General features: G+C 57.3%; 17 protein-coding genes. 8 read left to right on the forward strand and 9 right to left on the reverse strand.

Annotated features, from left to right (window positions below):
* Positions 1-3: 3 nt before the first annotated feature.
* Positions 4-510: a chemotaxis protein CheW gene (locus AQ981_RS20180; protein ID WP_058913559.1), complete on the forward strand. Its 507-nt coding sequence runs from the start codon at positions 4-6 to the stop codon at positions 508-510.
* A 115-nt stretch (positions 511-625) separates the two neighbouring features.
* Here the strand turns inward: AQ981_RS20180 and AQ981_RS20185 are convergent, their stop codons facing one another.
* Positions 626-1750 (reverse strand): FliC/FljB family flagellin, encoded by a 1125-nt coding sequence (locus tag AQ981_RS20185; protein WP_058913560.1) that lies wholly within the window; start codon positions 1748-1750, stop codon positions 626-628.
* 546 nt (positions 1751-2296) lie between these two features.
* On the opposite strand from AQ981_RS20185, the gene fliD reads away from it, so the two are divergent.
* The 3 genes from fliD to AQ981_RS20205 all read left to right on the forward strand — a co-directional run bounded on the left by fliD (position 2297) and on the right by AQ981_RS20205 (position 4543).
* Positions 2297-3736: a flagellar filament capping protein FliD gene (gene fliD, locus AQ981_RS20195; RefSeq protein WP_058913562.1), complete on the forward strand. Its 1440-nt coding sequence runs from the start codon at positions 2297-2299 to the stop codon at positions 3734-3736.
* Between the two features lie 68 nt (positions 3737-3804).
* Entirely contained in the window at positions 3805-4212 is a 408-nt protein-coding gene (fliS, locus tag AQ981_RS20200; RefSeq protein WP_058913563.1) for a flagellar export chaperone FliS, read from the forward strand.
* Positions 4205-4543: a flagellar protein FliT gene (locus tag AQ981_RS20205; RefSeq protein WP_249226357.1), complete on the forward strand. Its 339-nt coding sequence runs from the start codon at positions 4205-4207 to the stop codon at positions 4541-4543. The genes fliS and AQ981_RS20205 overlap by 8 nt, the downstream gene beginning before the upstream one ends.
* Positions 4544-4627: 84 nt before the next feature.
* Here the strand turns inward: AQ981_RS20205 and AQ981_RS20210 are convergent, their stop codons facing one another.
* The 8 genes from AQ981_RS20210 to fliE form a co-directional block, all read right to left on the reverse strand.
* Positions 4628-5059 carry a flagellar protein FlhE gene (locus AQ981_RS20210; RefSeq protein WP_058913564.1) on the reverse strand — a complete coding sequence of 144 codons (432 nt, stop codon included), beginning with the start codon at positions 5057-5059 and terminating at the stop codon, positions 4628-4630.
* Positions 5056-7155 (reverse strand): flagellar biosynthesis protein FlhA, encoded by a 2100-nt coding sequence (flhA, locus tag AQ981_RS20215; protein ID WP_058913565.1) that lies wholly within the window; start codon positions 7153-7155, stop codon positions 5056-5058. The genes AQ981_RS20210 and flhA overlap by 4 nt, the downstream gene beginning before the upstream one ends.
* Positions 7155-8303: a flagellar biosynthesis protein FlhB gene (gene flhB, locus AQ981_RS20220; RefSeq protein WP_058913566.1), complete on the reverse strand. Its 1149-nt coding sequence runs from the start codon at positions 8301-8303 to the stop codon at positions 7155-7157. Before flhB ends, flhA begins: the two co-directional genes overlap by 1 nt.
* Positions 8304-8393: 90 nt before the next feature.
* The gene (gene cheZ, locus AQ981_RS20225) at positions 8394-9014 is read right to left on the reverse strand and encodes a protein phosphatase CheZ (RefSeq protein ID WP_058913635.1); all 621 of its coding nucleotides are present in this window, start codon (positions 9012-9014) and stop codon (positions 8394-8396) included.
* Between the two features lie 23 nt (positions 9015-9037).
* A complete protein-coding gene (gene cheY, locus AQ981_RS20230) occupies positions 9038-9427 on the reverse strand; it encodes a chemotaxis response regulator CheY (RefSeq protein ID WP_058913567.1) in 390 nt (129 codons plus the stop codon).
* Between the two features lie 62 nt (positions 9428-9489).
* Entirely contained in the window at positions 9490-10536 is a 1047-nt protein-coding gene (locus tag AQ981_RS20235) for a protein-glutamate methylesterase/protein-glutamine glutaminase (RefSeq protein WP_058913568.1), read from the reverse strand.
* Entirely contained in the window at positions 10533-11396 is an 864-nt protein-coding gene (locus AQ981_RS20240) for a CheR family methyltransferase (RefSeq protein WP_058913569.1), read from the reverse strand. Before AQ981_RS20240 ends, AQ981_RS20235 begins: the two co-directional genes overlap by 4 nt.
* A 118-nt stretch (positions 11397-11514) precedes the next feature.
* A complete protein-coding gene (gene fliE / locus AQ981_RS20245; RefSeq protein WP_071608966.1) occupies positions 11515-11829 on the reverse strand; it encodes a flagellar hook-basal body complex protein FliE in 315 nt (104 codons plus the stop codon).
* A gap of 261 nt (positions 11830-12090) precedes the next feature.
* Here fliE and fliF point away from each other — a divergent pair, with 261 nt between their 5' ends.
* From fliF to fliI, 4 genes are read left to right on the forward strand one after another with little or no spacing between them, the layout of a single operon-like run.
* Positions 12091-13749, forward strand: a complete 1659-nt coding sequence (fliF, locus tag AQ981_RS20250) for a flagellar basal-body MS-ring/collar protein FliF (RefSeq protein WP_058913570.1) — start codon at positions 12091-12093, stop codon at positions 13747-13749.
* Positions 13749-14735: a flagellar motor switch protein FliG gene (gene fliG, locus AQ981_RS20255; RefSeq protein WP_058913571.1), complete on the forward strand. Its 987-nt coding sequence runs from the start codon at positions 13749-13751 to the stop codon at positions 14733-14735. Before fliF ends, fliG begins: the two co-directional genes overlap by 1 nt.
* On the forward strand, positions 14728-15423 hold the full coding sequence (locus AQ981_RS20260; RefSeq protein WP_082683235.1) for a flagellar assembly protein FliH: 696 nt from the start codon (positions 14728-14730) through the stop codon (positions 15421-15423). The genes fliG and AQ981_RS20260 overlap by 8 nt, the downstream gene beginning before the upstream one ends.
* On the forward strand, positions 15420-16772 hold the full coding sequence (gene fliI, locus AQ981_RS20265; protein ID WP_058913572.1) for a flagellar protein export ATPase FliI: 1353 nt from the start codon (positions 15420-15422) through the stop codon (positions 16770-16772). The genes AQ981_RS20260 and fliI overlap by 4 nt, the downstream gene beginning before the upstream one ends.

Here is a 16772-nt window from a genome sequence, read left to right on the forward strand (position 1 = left end):
GGCATGAATTTCTCGGGTGCAGAAAAGCAGTTTAGTGAGCAGAACATGGGTGAGGGCTATCTGGTCTTCACGCTGGGTGAAGAAGAGTACGGCATCGAAATCCTTAAGGTACAGGAGATTCGTGGTTACGATCGCGTTACGCGCATTGCCAATACCCCGGACTTTATTATTGGCGTAACCAACTTGCGCGGTGTGATCGTCCCGATTGTCGATCTGCGGGTTAAATTTCGCCTTGATGCGGCGGAATTTAATGCCAATACGGTCATTATTATTGTCAATTTTTCCGACCGCGTGGTGGGGATCATTGTCGATGGCGTCTCCGACGTGCTGACGCTGGACGGCAATCACATTAAGCCGGCGCCGGATATCTCCTCGACGCTGGCGGTGGAATATTTGCTCGGATTGGGCACCGTGGATGAGCGGATGCTGATTCTGGTGGATATTGAGAAGTTGCTCAGCAGTGAGGAGATGGCGCTGGTGGAGAAAATTTCCGCTGCGGAGGTGGCGTAATTTCCCGCGGCGCGTGGGGGGAATCTTCTGCTGACGGCGAGGTATTCCCCGAACCGCAGGCGCAAAAAAGCCCGGCCAGTGTTGTACTGGCCGGGCTTTTTATTACTCAGGACGATTAACGCAGCAGAGACAGAACGTTCTGCGGAACCTGGTTGGCCTGGGCCAGCACCGAAATACCGGCGGATTGCAGGATGTTGGCGCGGCTCATCTCAGAGACTTCAGAAGCGAAATCGGCATCCAGGATACGTGAACGGGACTCGGAAAGATTATTCACCGTGCTGTTCAGGTTGCTGATGACCGAATCGAAGCGGTTCTGGGTGGCGCCCAGCGCGGAGCGCAGTTCGTCGACCTGGGCCATGGCGGCGTCAATGGTATCCAGCGGCGACGTTTTCGATAACTGGGCGGCTGTGGCATCGGTGGCTGCTGTGAACGCGACGGTGAACTCCCCGGGAATCGGGTTACTGGAACCGTCCACTTTTTGCGTCGTCGTGGCGGTAACCACTTTCGCGACATCGGCGCCGCTGCTGTTTTTACCTACCGCAACCAGTACATCATTACCGTTGTCATCTTTAACCTGGAAAATATCGCCGCTGCCGCCTACGCCGAACGCAGTTTCTTTCATACTGGTTAAGTCAGCGTCTTCCAGTTGATAGCTGGAGGCGGCGCCGGCCGTCGCAATGGTGGCGCCTGCGTTCACTTTGCTGGCGATAGTGGTGACATCAAAGCCGCTCATCCCGAGAGTGGTCGAATCCACTTTGCTCAGGTTGATATCAATGGTCTGGCCGTCGTTGGCGCCGACCTGAATCCCCAGCGTCTGATCCTTGCTCAGAACTTTCACGCCGTTAAACTCGGTCTGTTCAGAGATGCGGTTGATCTCATCCAGACGGGCGTTGATTTCGTCCTGGATGGATTTGCGATCGGACTCAGAGTTAGTGCCGTTTTGCGCCTGTACGGTAAGACGACGGATGTTCTGCAGGTTGTCGTTAACTTCGTTCAGAGCGCCTTCGGTTGTCTGAGAGATAGAAATACCGTCGTTGGCGTTGCGCGACGCCTGGGTCAGACCGGTGATGTTGGCGGTGAAGCGGTTACTGATCGCCTGACCCGCCGCATCGTCTTTGGCGCTGTTGATACGCAGGCCGGAAGAGAGGCGTTCGATAGACGTGCCCAGCGCAGACTGGGATTTGTTCAGGTTATTTTGCGCAACCAGGCTCAGTGCGTTGGTATTAATGACCTGTGACATATTTAGCTCCTTATTTAATATCTCTAAAAACGAATCGTTTTTTAGTTATGCGTAATATCTTGCGCATACCAGAAATATCGGTTGGCGACTAAAAAACTAAAATTAGCTACCGAGTGAAATTTTCTTAAATGCATCAACGGGGGTGGGTTGTATCGCGCGAGGTTGATAAGAAAAGGGCCATATTTAAGACTTTTTTGTCAGTCAATGTTAGTTCCGACGATTAGCCTTAGAATTGCGCGCATAAGTGCGCTTACTTTCGCTGTTTTATTAGTGCATTGTTTTTGTTGGTGATTATTTTTATTTTTAATTTTTTATGGCAATCCGCTGAATTGCTGTCAGGTTTGTGGTTATTTCATTGTTTTGAACAACGGGCACGCCGGTACAACACGGAAAATATTCGCTGAATTCCTGAAAAACGCCAGTAAGTGTTTTGGTGGCGTTGTCGGGTTGCCGGATAACTGTAAAAAAATTAATCTTTGCAGCGCTAAAACCGATAATTAATAGTATGACCATGAATGTATAAAATAACGCCACAAGGAGAGCCGGATGGCGACTATATCATCCTTAGGTATTGGTTCCGGGTTGGATACGGCAACGATGCTTGAGCAAATCAGGCGCGGCGAACAGGCGCGCCTGACCCCTTATACCGCGTTGCAGAGTAGCTATAAATCCAGGGTATCGGCCTGGGGATTGATCTCCGGTTCGCTGGCGGCGCTGCAAACCAACGTCGCAAAGCTCAATGGCGAAGCGTTTAACACGCTGGCGGTGAGCAGTAACACGGCATTTACCGCCACTGCCACCTCCGATGCGCGTGCGGATACCCATTCGGTGACGGTACACCAACTGGCGATGGCGCATAAGATCAAAACCGCGCCTCATCAGAGCCAGGAGCAACGGCTGGGCGCAGAGACCGGAGAGACGCGCACCATCACTATCGCCCAGCAGGACGGCAGCAAAATGCAAGTGAAGCTCAGGGATGATGAAACCTCTCTGAGTCAGATAGCCCGGGCGATTAACCGGGAAAATGGCGATGTCAGCGCCTCTGTTCAGCGTACCGACGAGGGGTATCAGTTGGTACTGAGCTCGAAAAAAACCGGCTCCGCAGGCGAGATGAGCGTGCGTGTGGACGGCGATGACCAGCTTGGCGACGTGTTAAATACCCGCCATGGCGGCGATGAGCAACAGGGGGACCGCATGACGGTGGTCTCCGCGGCGCAGGATGCCCGGCTGACCGTCGACGGCAGCGATTTTACCCGTTCCAACAACACCATCAGCGATATTCTGGACGGCGTTACCCTGACCCTGAAGGCCGAATCCACGGAGGCCGAACAGTTAACGCTGAATAAAGACCCTTCAGCCGTCAAAAGCCGCGTGCAGGAGTTTGTCGCCCAGTACAACTCGCTGATGGGACTTACGGCCAGCTCCAGTAAGTATGTCCCTTATGATGCTTCGAGTCTCGGGAATAACGAACTGGCCAGCGCCAATGCGCAAAATGGCGCCCTGATGGGGGATGCGACCCTGCGCGGTATGGTAGGGGAGCTGCGTTCGGCGGCGAATGGCGTGTATGGCCCTGGCGATGCGCAGTTTGGCGCTCTGGCGGATATCGGCATTAAGATTGATGCCGCCACCGGCCAGATGACCCTTGATGAAAGCAAGCTTGATGCGGCGATTTCCGACAATGCCGACGGCATCGCGCTGATGTTTGTCGGGAGTGAAGAGAACCCGGGGCTCGCCGCCACGCTGGACAGTATCATCACCAAATATATCGGGGATAAAGAGAATAAAATCGACGGCATTATCCAGATGTCCACCGACAGCCTGAACTCGCAGGTCGATATTCTGCAAAATCAGATAGACAAAACACAGCGTCTGATTGACGCTTCCGTTGAGCGCCACCGGGTACAGTTCCAGCAGCTTGATACCACCATGAGTCGGCTTAACAGTATGAGCGCCCAGCTTTCGGCGATTTTGCAGACGTTGCGCTGATATTGATGATGTAAACCATTCCGGGTAGGACACCGGTGCGTTCTGCCCGTTCACCATGGAGTTTCGCTATGTACGGTAGCCGGGAAATTAAAGCCTATGCCCAGGTGAGTCTGGAGAGCCAACTGGCGGGGGCGACGCCGCATCAACTCATCTCGATGCTGTTTGATGGCGCGCACAATGCGCTTGTGCGCGCGCAAATCTATTTCGCCAACGGCGAGGTCGCGAAGCGCGGCGAGATGATCTCAAAGGCCATTAATATCATTGATAACGGGCTGCGCGCCGCCCTCGATCACGATCGGGGTAAAGAGATTGCCGGCCAGCTTGAGATGCTCTACGAATACATGTCACGTACTTTACTGGAATGCAATTTACGCAACGAACCGGAAAAACTGGCCCATATTGATGAGCTGTTAATGAACCTGGCCAGTACCTGGAAAGAAATTGACCCTCAGCACAGGCGGCTACCTCATGGCTAAGTCTTTTATTGCAGACTATGAAACGCTCTATCAACAGAACACGCTACTCCTGGCGATGGCCAGACAGGGCGAGTGGCAGCGATTTATTGAACTGGCGGGGGACTATGTCACCACGCTGCAGGAGATGGTGGAACGCCAGCACAGTGAACTGATGCCCGACGAGAAAGCGCAATTGAGGGGGATTGTTAACCGCCTGATAGAAAATGAAGCTGAAATTAATCGCGTGTTGCAGGATCGTCTTGATGTTCTGTGCCGGGATATGTCGGCGCTGAACCGCGGCAAAAAGTATACCCAGGCCTACTCAAGCCACTTCACCTCCATGCTCCAGTAACCCGCCGCGCTATATTCGCTGCCAGTCCGGCAGCGAATGGCGCTGATTGTTTGTTTTTCTGTTAATCTCCGCCCGTCCCCGGGGCTATTCATCTGTGGCCAGGGAGACGGCGTGGTTGACGGTCAGGGTATTGCTCACCACATGTAGCGGCGGCGTAAGCGGCCCGCGACGCTTAACGATATAGACAAACCAGAACGGACCGCGTGAAGGCAGCGCGACATCCGGTGTTAGCCTGCCCGCCAGGCCGTGAAGTTTAATGCAGCGGGCGGGGCTGCACAGGTGTGCCTCCAGCTCTGGCGGGGGCGGCGTCAGTAAAGCTATCTGCCATGAAATACGGGTCACCCGGGCCTGCGCCGTGGTACCCGGCGGCGCGGCCAGGCGTGAGCTACTGAGTTTTTGATTGCCGACGCTCAGCACGCCGCCAGCGCTCTTTTGACTCCAGGCGCCGCTGGCGGCGTGCAGCGTTAGCGGTAATGACAGGCAGAACAGGAGCGCGCAGCGCACTCCCCGCTTCATGATGCACCGCCGATAATCCCGGTCATACGCACGGTGCGGTTGCTGCTGATCTCAAGGTTTGACAGCACCGCCAGTTGTGGGAAAACCCGCCGCAGGAAGCGTGACAGCATAAATCGCAGCGGTTGATTAACCAGCAGCACCAGCGGCGCGCCCAGCGACTCCTGCTGGAGAATCGCTTTCTCCGTCTGGCGCATCAGATTTTCGGCAATGCCCGGTTCAATAGCGCTGCCGCTCTGGCTGGCCTGAATCAGGAGCCTCTCAAGGTTAAGATCGAGACCAATAACCTGAATCTCGTCGTCCCCCGGGAACCACTGCTGAGTAATCGCGCGGCCCAGCCGGATACGCACCTGGGCGGTCAGTTCGTCAGCATCGTGCTGCTGGCCCGGGAATTCGGCCAGGGTATCGATGATGGTGCGCATATCACGAATCGAGATACGTTCCGCCAGCAGGTTTTGCAGCACCTTGTGGAAGGTGGTCAGGGATATCACGCCGGGGATCAGATCTTCGGTCAGTTTCGGCATCTCTTTGCCAAGACGCTCCAGCAACTGCTGGGTCTCCTGGCGACCAAACAACTCATCAGTATGGCTGGCGATCAGGTGATTAAGATGCGTGGCGATGACCGAACTGGCGTCCACCACGGTATAGCCGAGGGTCTGGGCCTGTTCGCGCAGCACCTCATCAATCCAGATGGCCGGCAGGCCAAATGCCGGCTCCTGGCAGGGCGTGCCGGGCAGGGAGCCTTCCGAACAGCCGGGATTAATCGCCATCAGCCGGTCAGGCTGCGCTTCGCCGCGGCCAATCTCCACCCCCTTGAGCAGAATGCGATACGCGCAGGGCGACAGTTCGAGATTATCGCGGATATGGACCGGCGGCGGCAGAAATCCCATCTCCTGGGCGAACTTCTTGCGGATTCCGCGGATACGCGTCAACAACTGGCCGTTTTGCGCGCTGTCGACAATCGGGATCAGGCGGTAGCCGACCTCCAGCCCGAGTGCGTCTTCCAGTTGCACATCAGCCCAGGAGGCTTCGCTGATCTGCGCGGCTTCAGCCTGGGCCTGGGCGCTGGCTTTTTCCTCATTGCGCCGGGGGCTGGCGTCGTTTTGCAACTCGCGCCCGCGCAGCCACCAGGCCACGCCGAGCAGAGAACCGGTAAACAGCAGAAACACCAGGTTCGGCATACCGGGAATAATCCCCAGCAGGCCGACGATAGCGGCGGTCAGCACCATGACGCGCGGGTTGTTAAACAACTGGCCGATCATCTGTTCGCCGACATCCTGGTCGGTGGCGACGCGAGTGACGATAACCCCGGCGGCGGTCGAGATAATCAACGCCGGAATTTGTCCTACCAGACCGTCGCCAATGGTCAGGAGAGTGTAGGTCTGGCCTGCCGTGGAGAGATTCATATCGTGTTGCAGAATACCCACCAGCAGGCCGCCGATAATCGTGACGGCCATGATTATCAAACCGGCGATGGCGTCGCCACGCACGAATTTGCTGGCGCCGTCCATCGAACCATAAAAATTGGATTCCTGGGTGACGGTATTGCGACGCTTTCTGGCCTCTTCTTCACCGATTAGCCCGGCGTTGAGATCGGCATCGATAGCCATCTGTTTACCCGGCATCCCGTCCAGCACAAAACGGGCGCCCACTTCCGCGATACGTCCGGCGCCTTTGGTGATGACCATAAAATTGATAATCACCAGGATGGCGAAAACCACGATACCGATGGCGAAATTGCCGCCGACCAGAAAATGGCCAAAGGCTTCAACCACCCGCCCCGCGGCATGGGATCCGTTATGCCCCTCCATCAGGATAATGCGCGTTGAGGCGATATTCAGCGCCAGACGCAGCAGGGTGGAAAACAGCAGTATGGTGGGAAACGCCGAGAAATCGAGGGTCTTCTGAGTAAACATCGCCACCAGCAATATCATCAGCGACAGGACAATGTTAAAGGTAAACAGCATATCGAGGATAAAAGGCGGCAGCGGCAGTACCATCATGGCGAGGATCATCATGATGAATACTGGCCCGGCGAGGATCTGCCACTGGGTCTGTTTCAGATCAGGGATGCGTAGTTTGCTAGCGTAGCCGGCCATTACTCTTGACTCTCTTGTGGGAAATCCAGTGCCGCGGGCACCGGTAAGTTGGTTGGTTTAGCGGGCGCGGTACCGCCGTTCTGGCGCCACTGGCGCAGGCCATAGACCCAGGCCAGCACCTCCGCCACCGCGCTGTAGAGTTCGCCGGGGATCGGTTCGCCGGGTTCGCAATGGCGGAACAGCGCTCGCGCCAGCGGCGGCGCTTCGAGCGTCGGAATACGGTGCTCGCGACCCAGCTCTCTGATTTTCAACGCCGTTTCCCCGGCGCCCTTAGCCAGCAGCACCGGGGCGGCCATTGTGCCCTCCCGGTAGTTGAGCGCCACGGCGTAGTGGGTGGGGTTGGTGATGATGACATCGGCTTTCGGGACTTCACTCATCATGCGCGAGCGCGCGGCAGCGCGCTGGAGCTGCCTGATGCGCCCTTTAATATGCGGATTGCCTTCGGTCTGTTTCATTTCGTCGCGGATTTCCTGACGCGTCATACGCAGTTTCTTCAGGTGGCTGAAAATCTGCCAGAACACGTCGTAACCGACCATTGGGATTAGCGCGAGGATCACCATCAGCAAACATCCGGCGATCAGCCCGCGGGCAGCGCCGAGCGCCTCCCCTGGCGGCATGGCGCTGAGTTGCAGCAACGAGTGTTTACTGGCGTAGAGAAACAGTCCGGCGGCCGTGGCCACCAGTGCTACCTTAAGGACGCTTTTGAGAAGTTCCGAAACCATCTGCGCAGACACCATGCGCTTCAGACCAGACAGCGGATTGAGGCGTTTAAGATCGACTTTCAGCGATTTAGCGCTGAAATTGATGCCCCCGAGCAGCATCGGCGCCACCAGCCCGGTAAGCAGCAATCCCAGCAGCAGCGGCACCACCGAGGTCGCCGCCATGACCAGCAGGTGTCGCAACTGGCGCGCCATGGCGCTGGCGTCGAGTAGCAGCATGCGGTCGAAACTCAGGCCGCTGTGCAGCAACAGCGCCAGCCGCCGGGCGATGAGATCGCCGCCAGAGACGATAAGCCCCCAGCCCACCAGTAACATCAGCAGTGACGTCAGTTCCCTGGAGCGGGGAACATTGCCCTCCTGGCGAACTTTCGCCTTGCGCTGGGGGGTAGGTTCTTCGGTCTTTTCTGCATCACTGTCCTGCTGTGACATTGGCTCCGGATTCTCTGTGGCGGTAAAAGGGTGTTGCTGATCCAGGCCGCGGGGGTGAGTGGGCGGCGTGGGTTAGCGGATTCGGGCGCGTTAAAAGCCCAGGCTTTCCAGCAGATCGTCAACCTGATCCTGGGTGGCGACGACGCCGCTTTTTGACTGATCGATTTGCGGCCCGTTTTTCAGGTTGCTCGTGGTTTGCGACTCCTGAGGGTAGGGGACATTTTCCAGCAGCACCTGAATAAGCTCTTTTTCAACCTGCTCGATAAGATTCATCATCCGCTGGATAACCTGGCCGGTGAGATCCTGAAAATCCTGGGCCATCATGATTTCCATCAGTTGCTCATTGGTTTGGGCGGCGATTTTCGGGGTATCGCTGAGGAAACGACGGGTATCGTTGACCAGCGCTTTGGCGAGCGTCAGTTCCTGTGGGGCCGCGAACCAGGCGTCCCAGCGCGCGCTCAGGGCGCTGGCGGAGGCGCTGAGTTCATCCTGCAGCGGGCGCGCGGTCTCCACGCAGGTCAGGGCGCGGTCGGCGGCCTGGGAGGTTTTCCCCACCACATAGCACAGGCGATCGCGGGCATCGGGGATCGCCTCCGCGGCGTCAATAATCGCCCGCTCAAGGCCAAGATTGGTCAGGCTGTCGCGCAGCAGACGGGTGAGATGGCCAATGCGCGAGAAAAGCTCTTTGAAATTCTCGTCTGGGGGCGTCATTTTTTCCTTTTGCGCATCCATGCTTACCACCCGAGCTTTTCAAAAATTTTGCTGAGCTTTTCTTCCAGCGTGGCGGCGGTAAATGGTTTCACCACATAGCCGCTAGCGCCGGCCTGGGCGGCGGCAATGATATTTTCCCGCTTGGCTTCCGCCGTCACCATCAGCACCGGCAGGTGGCTGAGGGCGCCGTCCTTGCGAACCGCTGACAACAGTTCCAGTCCGTCCAGATTGGGCATATTCCAGTCGCTGATGACAAAGTCGTATTTTTCTTCACGTAATTTCCCCAGCGCATCAAGGCCGTCCTCCGCTTCGTCGACGTTATTAAAGCCAAGATCTTTAAGCAGGTTACGGACAATGCGACGCATGGTGGCGAAATCATCGACCACCAGGAAGCGTAAATTTTTATCGGCCATATTGATTCCTGATATTGGTTATCCCCGCTGGCGGGGCAGGTAAGTAAGCAGCGACGGCTGCGTTAGATTCGGTGTCCCTGGCCCGTCACGCTATTCAGCATCTGCTGGCTCATCTGTTCCAGGTCGACTATCTGACAGGCGGCGCCTGACAGGATGGCTTCACGCGGCATACCAAAAACCACGCAGCTTTTTTCACTCTGCGCCAGGGTATGGGCGCCGGCCTGGCGCATGGCCAGTAGCCCTTTGGCGCCGTCGTTGCCCATGCCGGTGAGGATAACGCCGGTGGCGTTTTTCCCGGCGCAGGCGGCGACAGAGTGGAACAGGACATCCACTGACGGACGATGGCGGTTAACCGGCGCGTCGTCGTGGATACGGATATGGTAATTAGCGCCGCTGCGCGCCAGTTCCATATGCCGCGCTCCCGGGGCGATATAAGCATGGCCGGGGAGCACCCGCTCGCCGTCCTGCGCTTCCCTGACGGCGATGCGGCACAGTTTGTCCAGCCGGGCGGCAAAAGAGTGGGTAAAACCGGCGGGCATATGCTGAGTGATCACCAGACCCGGACAGGAACCCGGAAGCGGCTCCAGGACCTGACGCAGCGCTTCCGTACCGCCGGTGGAAGCGCCGATGGCAATGATTTTCTCGCTGCCCGGTCGCGGCGCGCAGAGCATCGTGGGGGGCGGCGTGTGAGCGGGACGGCGGCGAACCACGGCGTTTGCCGCAATGCGAATTTTTTCCGCAATGGTTTCGCTGTATTGCTGCATGCCCTCTTTAATGCCCATTTGCGGTTTGGCGACAAAATCGACGGCGCCAAGTTCCAGCGCGCTCAGGGTAATCTCTGAGCCTTTGCTGGTCAGGGTAGAGATCATCACGACCGGCATGGGCCGCAGGCGCATCAGATGCGCCAGGAAATCGAGGCCATCCATGCGCGGCATTTCGACATCCAGGGTCAGGACGTCGGGGTTAAAACGTTTGATCAGATCGCGGGCGATAAGCGGGTCCGGCGCCGTGGCTACCATCTCCATATCGGGCTGTTGATTGACGATGTCGCTGATAATATTGCGGATAAGCGCGGAGTCATCCACGCACAGCACTTTAATCTTGTTCATCCTCTCTCCCCGGACAGTTCATACACGGATTGGCCGCGCAGGCGAAAAGACCCATTGATATTGCCGAAGTGTTCAGAATGACCAACGAATAAAAGACCGCCTGGCTTGAGTAATCCGGCAAAGCGCTTGAGCAGCAGGGTCTGGGTTTTCTGGTCGAAATAGATCATCACATTGCGACAGAAAATCGCGTCAAACGGCGCGGGAACATCCCAGGTCTGATCCAGTAAATTGAGGTGCTGGTAATGAATCGTCTCCAGCAGCGTTTTTCTGACTTTCACCCGATTTTGCTGGGCGCCGACGCCGCGCAGGAAGTAATGTTTTTTTTGTTCAGCCGTCAGGCTGCTGAGGTCGTTTAAGCGATAAATACCTGCTCTGGCGGTGGACAGAACATCGGTATCGATATCTGTCGCCCATACCCGTGGGCCGGCGGCGCAGCGGCCTAACGTTTCATCCAGTGTGATAGCGACGGAACAGGCCTCCTCGCCAGTGGAGGCGGCGGTACACCATACGCTGTAGGCGCCGCGTCGCGCCTGCGCGTGCCCGGCGAGAATCGGAAAATGATAAGACTCGCGGAAAAATGAGGTCAGATTGGTGGTGAGCGCGTTAATAAATGCCTGCCACTCGGCGCAGTGAGGGTTGTCCTCCAGATAGCGCAGATAGTCGCTAAAATGGGTCATGTTCAATTCACGCAGGCGGCGTGAAAGACGGTTATAGACCATATCGCGTTTCTGATGGGTGAGCACAATACCGGCGCGCTGGTAAATCAGGGCGCCGATTCTGGCAATTTCAGCGCTGCTAATACTTTCCTCGATCGATAATGCGCGAGGGGTGGTTTGAGCAGCACGACAAATATTATTCATATATGGCATCCGGCGCAGGATGATCAACAGACGGGTTATCGCCGCCAGCGAAGAGAAACATCAATACTTCGGTCAATACAGTGTTGCTGGTGTGTTTATTGGGCGTTAATGACACGGTTTATACCGCCATATTCATAATTTCCTGGTAGGCACTAACCATTTTATTACGTACCTGAATACCGAGGTTTAAAGCGATAGATGATTTTTGTTGTGCGACCATCACATCATTAAGCGCAATATCCGGCGAACCGGAGATAAAACCTTCTGACTGCGCTCTGGCGGCGGATTGCAGAGTATTAATTTTATTTACGCCGTTAAATAACAGTGTGGAAAAGGAGACCGGTTTATGGTTGTTATTTCCCGGCGCGGGAATCACCGGCGCCTGACTGACGGGGATGGATTCCGCCAGTCCGTTTACTGGATTAATGGTCATTAGATTTTCCTGTTATTTATGTTTGTCGAATACAGTGGGGCTTATTTTTGCAGCTTACCATGGTGTGGCGCGGCGGAAAAAATACGATAAGCAGACAGAAGTTTTCGCTTATTACGACTTAAAAAAAAACCGTTTCACTGATAATAGGATTCTGAATTTTGCCAACGATTCACAAGTGTGGTTTCAGTTTGCCATCGGGCGGCATATCGGCACGTAATAAGGCGTGTCGGGGGCGTTATTTATTTGTTACGGGAATTCGGCATGCATGCCACAACTAATGCCAGTAAGAATAACATTGCTACTCTGATGACGGCGCTTGAACGCCTGCGCGCACATCCAAAACTTGTATTACTGGTGAGTGCCGCCGCGGCCCTTTCGGCGATCATCGCTCTGACATTGTGGGCCACCGCGCCAGCTTATCGGGTGCTATACAGCAATATTAGCGACCGGGACGGCGGGGCGATTGTCGCGCAACTGACGCAGATGAATATCCCGTACCGGTTTAGCGACCGGGGCGGGGCGATTATGGTGCCGGCGGACCAGGTACATGATGCGCGCCTGAAACTGGCTCAGCAGGGGTTGCCGAAGGGCGGCTCGGTGGGTTTTGAACTGCTCGACCAGGAAAAATTCGGTATCAGCCAGTTCAGTGAGCAGGTGAACTACCAGCGGGCGCTGGAAGGGGAGCTGTCGCGGACGATTGAATCTCTGGGACCGCTGCAAAGCGCCCGCGTCCATCTGGCTATTCCCAGACCTTCGCTGTTTGTTCGTGAGCAAAAGCAACCGACCGCGTCAGTGACGGTGAATCTGCACCCGGGCCGGATGCTGGAGCCCGGACAGGTGAGCGCCATAGGCTACTTAATCGCCAGCGCGGTGCCGGGTCTGAGCGCCGAAAGCGTCACCGTGGTGGATCAGAGCGGTCGGTTACTGACCCAGAACGGCGCCGGGCAACTGCACTCTTCGCAATTAAAGTATACCGCGGAGGTGGAGACCGACTATCAGCAGCGGATTCACGCTATCCTGGCGCCGCTGGTCGGTTCCCGAAACGTCAGAGCGCAGGTGACCGCCCAACTGGATTTTACCAGCCACGAACAGACCGCCGAACAGTATCAGCCGAATAACGCCCCGGAAAAGCGGGCGATCCGCAGCCGTCAGAGCAGCGATGCGCAGCAGGGGGGAAGCTCTGGCGTGGGCGGCGTACCGGGAGCGCTAAGTAATCAGCCGCCGACGCCGGCCGCAGCGCCGCTCACCCAACCGATAACCGCGTCTCAGGGGACGGCGGCAGGCGACAAATCAACGGCGCTGACGCCCATTAACAGCAGCAAAGATGAAACGGTCAATTATGAACTGGACCGTACCCTGACCCATATCAGGCGCGGCGGTGGCACTATCGAACGCCTTTCCGTGGCGGTGGTCATCAATCACCTGCCGGGAAAAGAGGGCGTGGACGAAGCGCTATCACAGCAGCAGATGGCGCAAATTGACGCGCTGGTGAAAGAGGCCGTTGGCTATTCCGCGGCGCGCGGCGATACCGTCAATGTCGTCAATTCGCCGTTCAGCAGCGCCGATAAAGAGGCGGATATCCCGCTGTGGCGCCAGCCTGATGTGATCGATCTGCTGATGGCGGCGGTACGTTATCTGTTGATCGGCATTGTCGCCTGGGTGTTATGGCGCAAAGCGGTTCAGCCTTCCTGGTTACGCCATCAGGAGCTGGCGCTGCAGCGCCTGGAGCTGGAGAAAGAGGCACGCCAGGCGGAACTGGATGCCCTGGTCCGTGAAAAAGAGAGCGGAGCCAGAGTTAAAGCGCAGCAGCGCGTGGATGCCGAACTACATACGCAGCAGCTACGTGAAATGGCGGAACAGGATCCGCAGGTGATCGCGCTGGTGTTGCGGCAGTGGATGAATAAGGAGCACGCTCAGTAATGAATGCTTATGAAAGGAGCGCCGTGGTGATGCTGACGCTGGGCGATGAGCGTGCGGCGGAAGTGTTTAAGCACCTCAATACCCGGGAAGTCACGCAAATCAGCTCGGCTATGGTCAGCATCAGCGGTTTCACCCATGAAGAATTGTCCAGCGTTCTCAGGGAGTTTCAGAAAGACGCGACTGAATTCGCGGCGCTGAGCGTCAATACCAGCGACTACCTGCGCAGCGTACTGGTGAAGGCGCTCGGGGAAGAGCGCGCCTCCAGCATGCTGGAAGATTTGCTGGATTCGCAAAACAGCCATAACGGCATCGAAACGCTCAATTTCATGGAGCCGGCGATGGTGTTCGATTTAATTCGCGACGAACACCCGCAGATCATCGCTACCATTCTGGTACACCTGCGGCGCGGCCAGGCGGCGGATGTGCTGGCGAAGTTCGACGATCGCGAACGCAATGACATCATGCTGCGTATCGCTACGTTCGGCGGCGTCCAGCCCGCCGCGCTGCAGGAATTGACCGAAGTCCTCAATGGCCTGTTGCATGGTCAGAACCTTAAGCGCAGCAAAATGGGCGGCGTTCGTCCGGCGGCGGAGATCCTCAATCTGATGAAAACCCAGCAGGAAGAGTCGGCTATCGAGGCGGTGCGCGAATTTGACCAGGATCTGGCTCAGAAAATTATCGATGAGATGTTCCTGTTTGAAAATCTGGTGGATATGGAAGACCGCAGTATCCAGCGCATTCTTCAGGAAGTGGATAACGAATCGCTGATTGTCGCCCTGAAAGGTTCCGATCAGCCGTTGCGTAATAAATTCTTCCGCAATATGTCACGCCGCCAGGCGGAGATTATGCAGGAAGATCTCAACTCGCGTGGGCCGGTGCGTATGTCGCAGGTCGAGGCCGAGCAGAAAAATATTCTGTTGGTGGTGCGCCGCCTCGCGGAGAGCGGCGAAGTGGTGATTGGCGGCAGCGAGGATGTCTATGTCTGATAAAAACTGGCAGCACTGGCAGCCGACGGATTTACTGGCGGAATCCCGCCACCGCGAACCCGAGATAACGGCGCCGGCCAAAAACTACCCGTCAGAAGAACTGCTCCAGGCTGAATTATCCCGTTTGCGCCAGCAGGCTGAGAAAGCCGGATTTGCCCAGGGCGAGGCGCGCGGCCTCGAAGAAGGGAGCCAACGCGGTTATGAAGAGGGGCTGAGCCAGGGTCGCCAGCAGGGGCTGGAGCAGGGGCTGGCCGAATCGCAGGCGCAGCTGGCGCACAATGCCGGGCAGCTCAACCAGCTTCTGGAGGCGTTTAAATCCGCGCTGGATAGTCTCGACTGCGTGATTCCATCGCGTCTGGTACAGCTTTCGCTGAGCGCGGTGCGCGCCCTGGTAGGTAAAAGCGTGGTCATTGATAACGCTTTGCTGCTGGAAAAAATTCAGCAACTGGTGGAAGAGGACCCGTTGCTGAAGGGGGAGGCGCAACTGTGGGTCAACCATGAAGAGGTCGCGCTGGTGGAGCAGCATCTCGGCGCTACGCTGAAATCGCTGGGCTGGCAGTTGCGCGGCGATGCGCATATGTTGCCGGGCGGCTGCCGCATCACTTCACCGCTGGGGGAGATTGACGCCACCCTGGAGACCCGCTGGCGGGAGCTGTGCGATCTGAGCCGCGAGGAGTCGTGCCGATGATGGCGCGTCTCACCCACTGGCTGGGGGCTATCGATAGCCAGGAAGCGCGCATCGCCACGCTGCCGGCGTTCCGCCGCTACGGTAAGCTCACCCGCGCCACCGGGCTGGTGATGGAGGCGGTGGGGCTACAGTTGCCGATCGGCACCCTGTGTATTGTCGAGCGTCGCCACAATAACGGCATCGCCAGGGTGGAAAGCGAGGTGGTGGGGTTTAACGGCAATGTGCTGTACCTGATGCCGCTGGAGAACGTCGACGGTGTGTTGCCCGGCGCCCGCGTTTACGCGCTGGAGGGCAGCGCTGGCAAACAATTACCGCTGGGGCCGGCGCTGCTGGGGCGGGTTCTGGATGCCTGCGCCCGTCCGCTGGATGGGTTGCCGCCGCCTGGCCGCCAGCACTGCGACTCGCTGTTTACTGCGCCGTTCAATCCCCTGTTGCGCGACCCGATTAAAGATGTGCTGGATGTCGGCGTACGGGCGATTAACGGCCTGCTGACCGTGGGGCGCGGCCAGCGGATGGGGCTGTTTGCCGGCTCCGGGGTGGGTAAAAGTGTGTTGCTGGGGATGATGGCGCGCTACACCCGGGCGGACGTGATTGTCGTCGGGCTGATTGGCGAGCGCGGGCGGGAAGTCAAAGATTTTATTGAAAACATTCTCGGCAAAGAAGGGGTGAAGCGTTCCGTGGTGATCGCCGCCCCGGCGGATATCTCGCCGATTCTGCGCATGCAGGGGGCGGTTTATGCCACGCGCATCGCCGAGGATTTTCGCGATCGCGGCAAAGATGTGCTGTTGATCATGGATTCCCTGACGCGTTACGCCATGGCGCAGCGCGAAATCGCGCTGGCGATCGGCGAACCGCCGGCGACCAAAGGTTACCCGCCTTCAGTTTTTGCCAAACTGCCGGCGCTGGTTGAGCGCGCCGGTAACGGGATTAAGGGCGGCGGGTCGATCACCGCTTTCTATACCGTGCTTACCGAAGGGGACGATCAGCAAGACCCGATCGCCGATTCCGCGCGCGCCATTCTTGACGGTCATATTGTGCTGTCGCGCCGCCTCGCGGAGGCGGGCCATTATCCGGCGATCGATATTGAAGCCTCTGTCAGCCGGGCGATAACTGAACTGGTGACCAGCCAGCGCCACGCCACGGTATGTCGGTTTAAACAGCTGCTTTCCGCTTTCCAGCGCAACCGCGATTTGATCAGCGTCGGCGCCTATGCCGCGGGCAGCGATCCGCTGCTGGACAGCGCGGTGGCGCTGTATCCACAGATGGAAGCCTGGCTGCGCCAGAACATCAATGAAAACTGCAGCTACGATGACGCCGGGCGTCTGCTGGAGGCGATTTTTGCCGGTTAA

It is taken from the genome of Entomohabitans teleogrylli, from assembly GCF_001484765.1.
In the GTDB taxonomy this organism is placed as follows: Bacteria; Pseudomonadota; Gammaproteobacteria; order Enterobacterales; family Enterobacteriaceae; genus Entomohabitans; species Entomohabitans teleogrylli.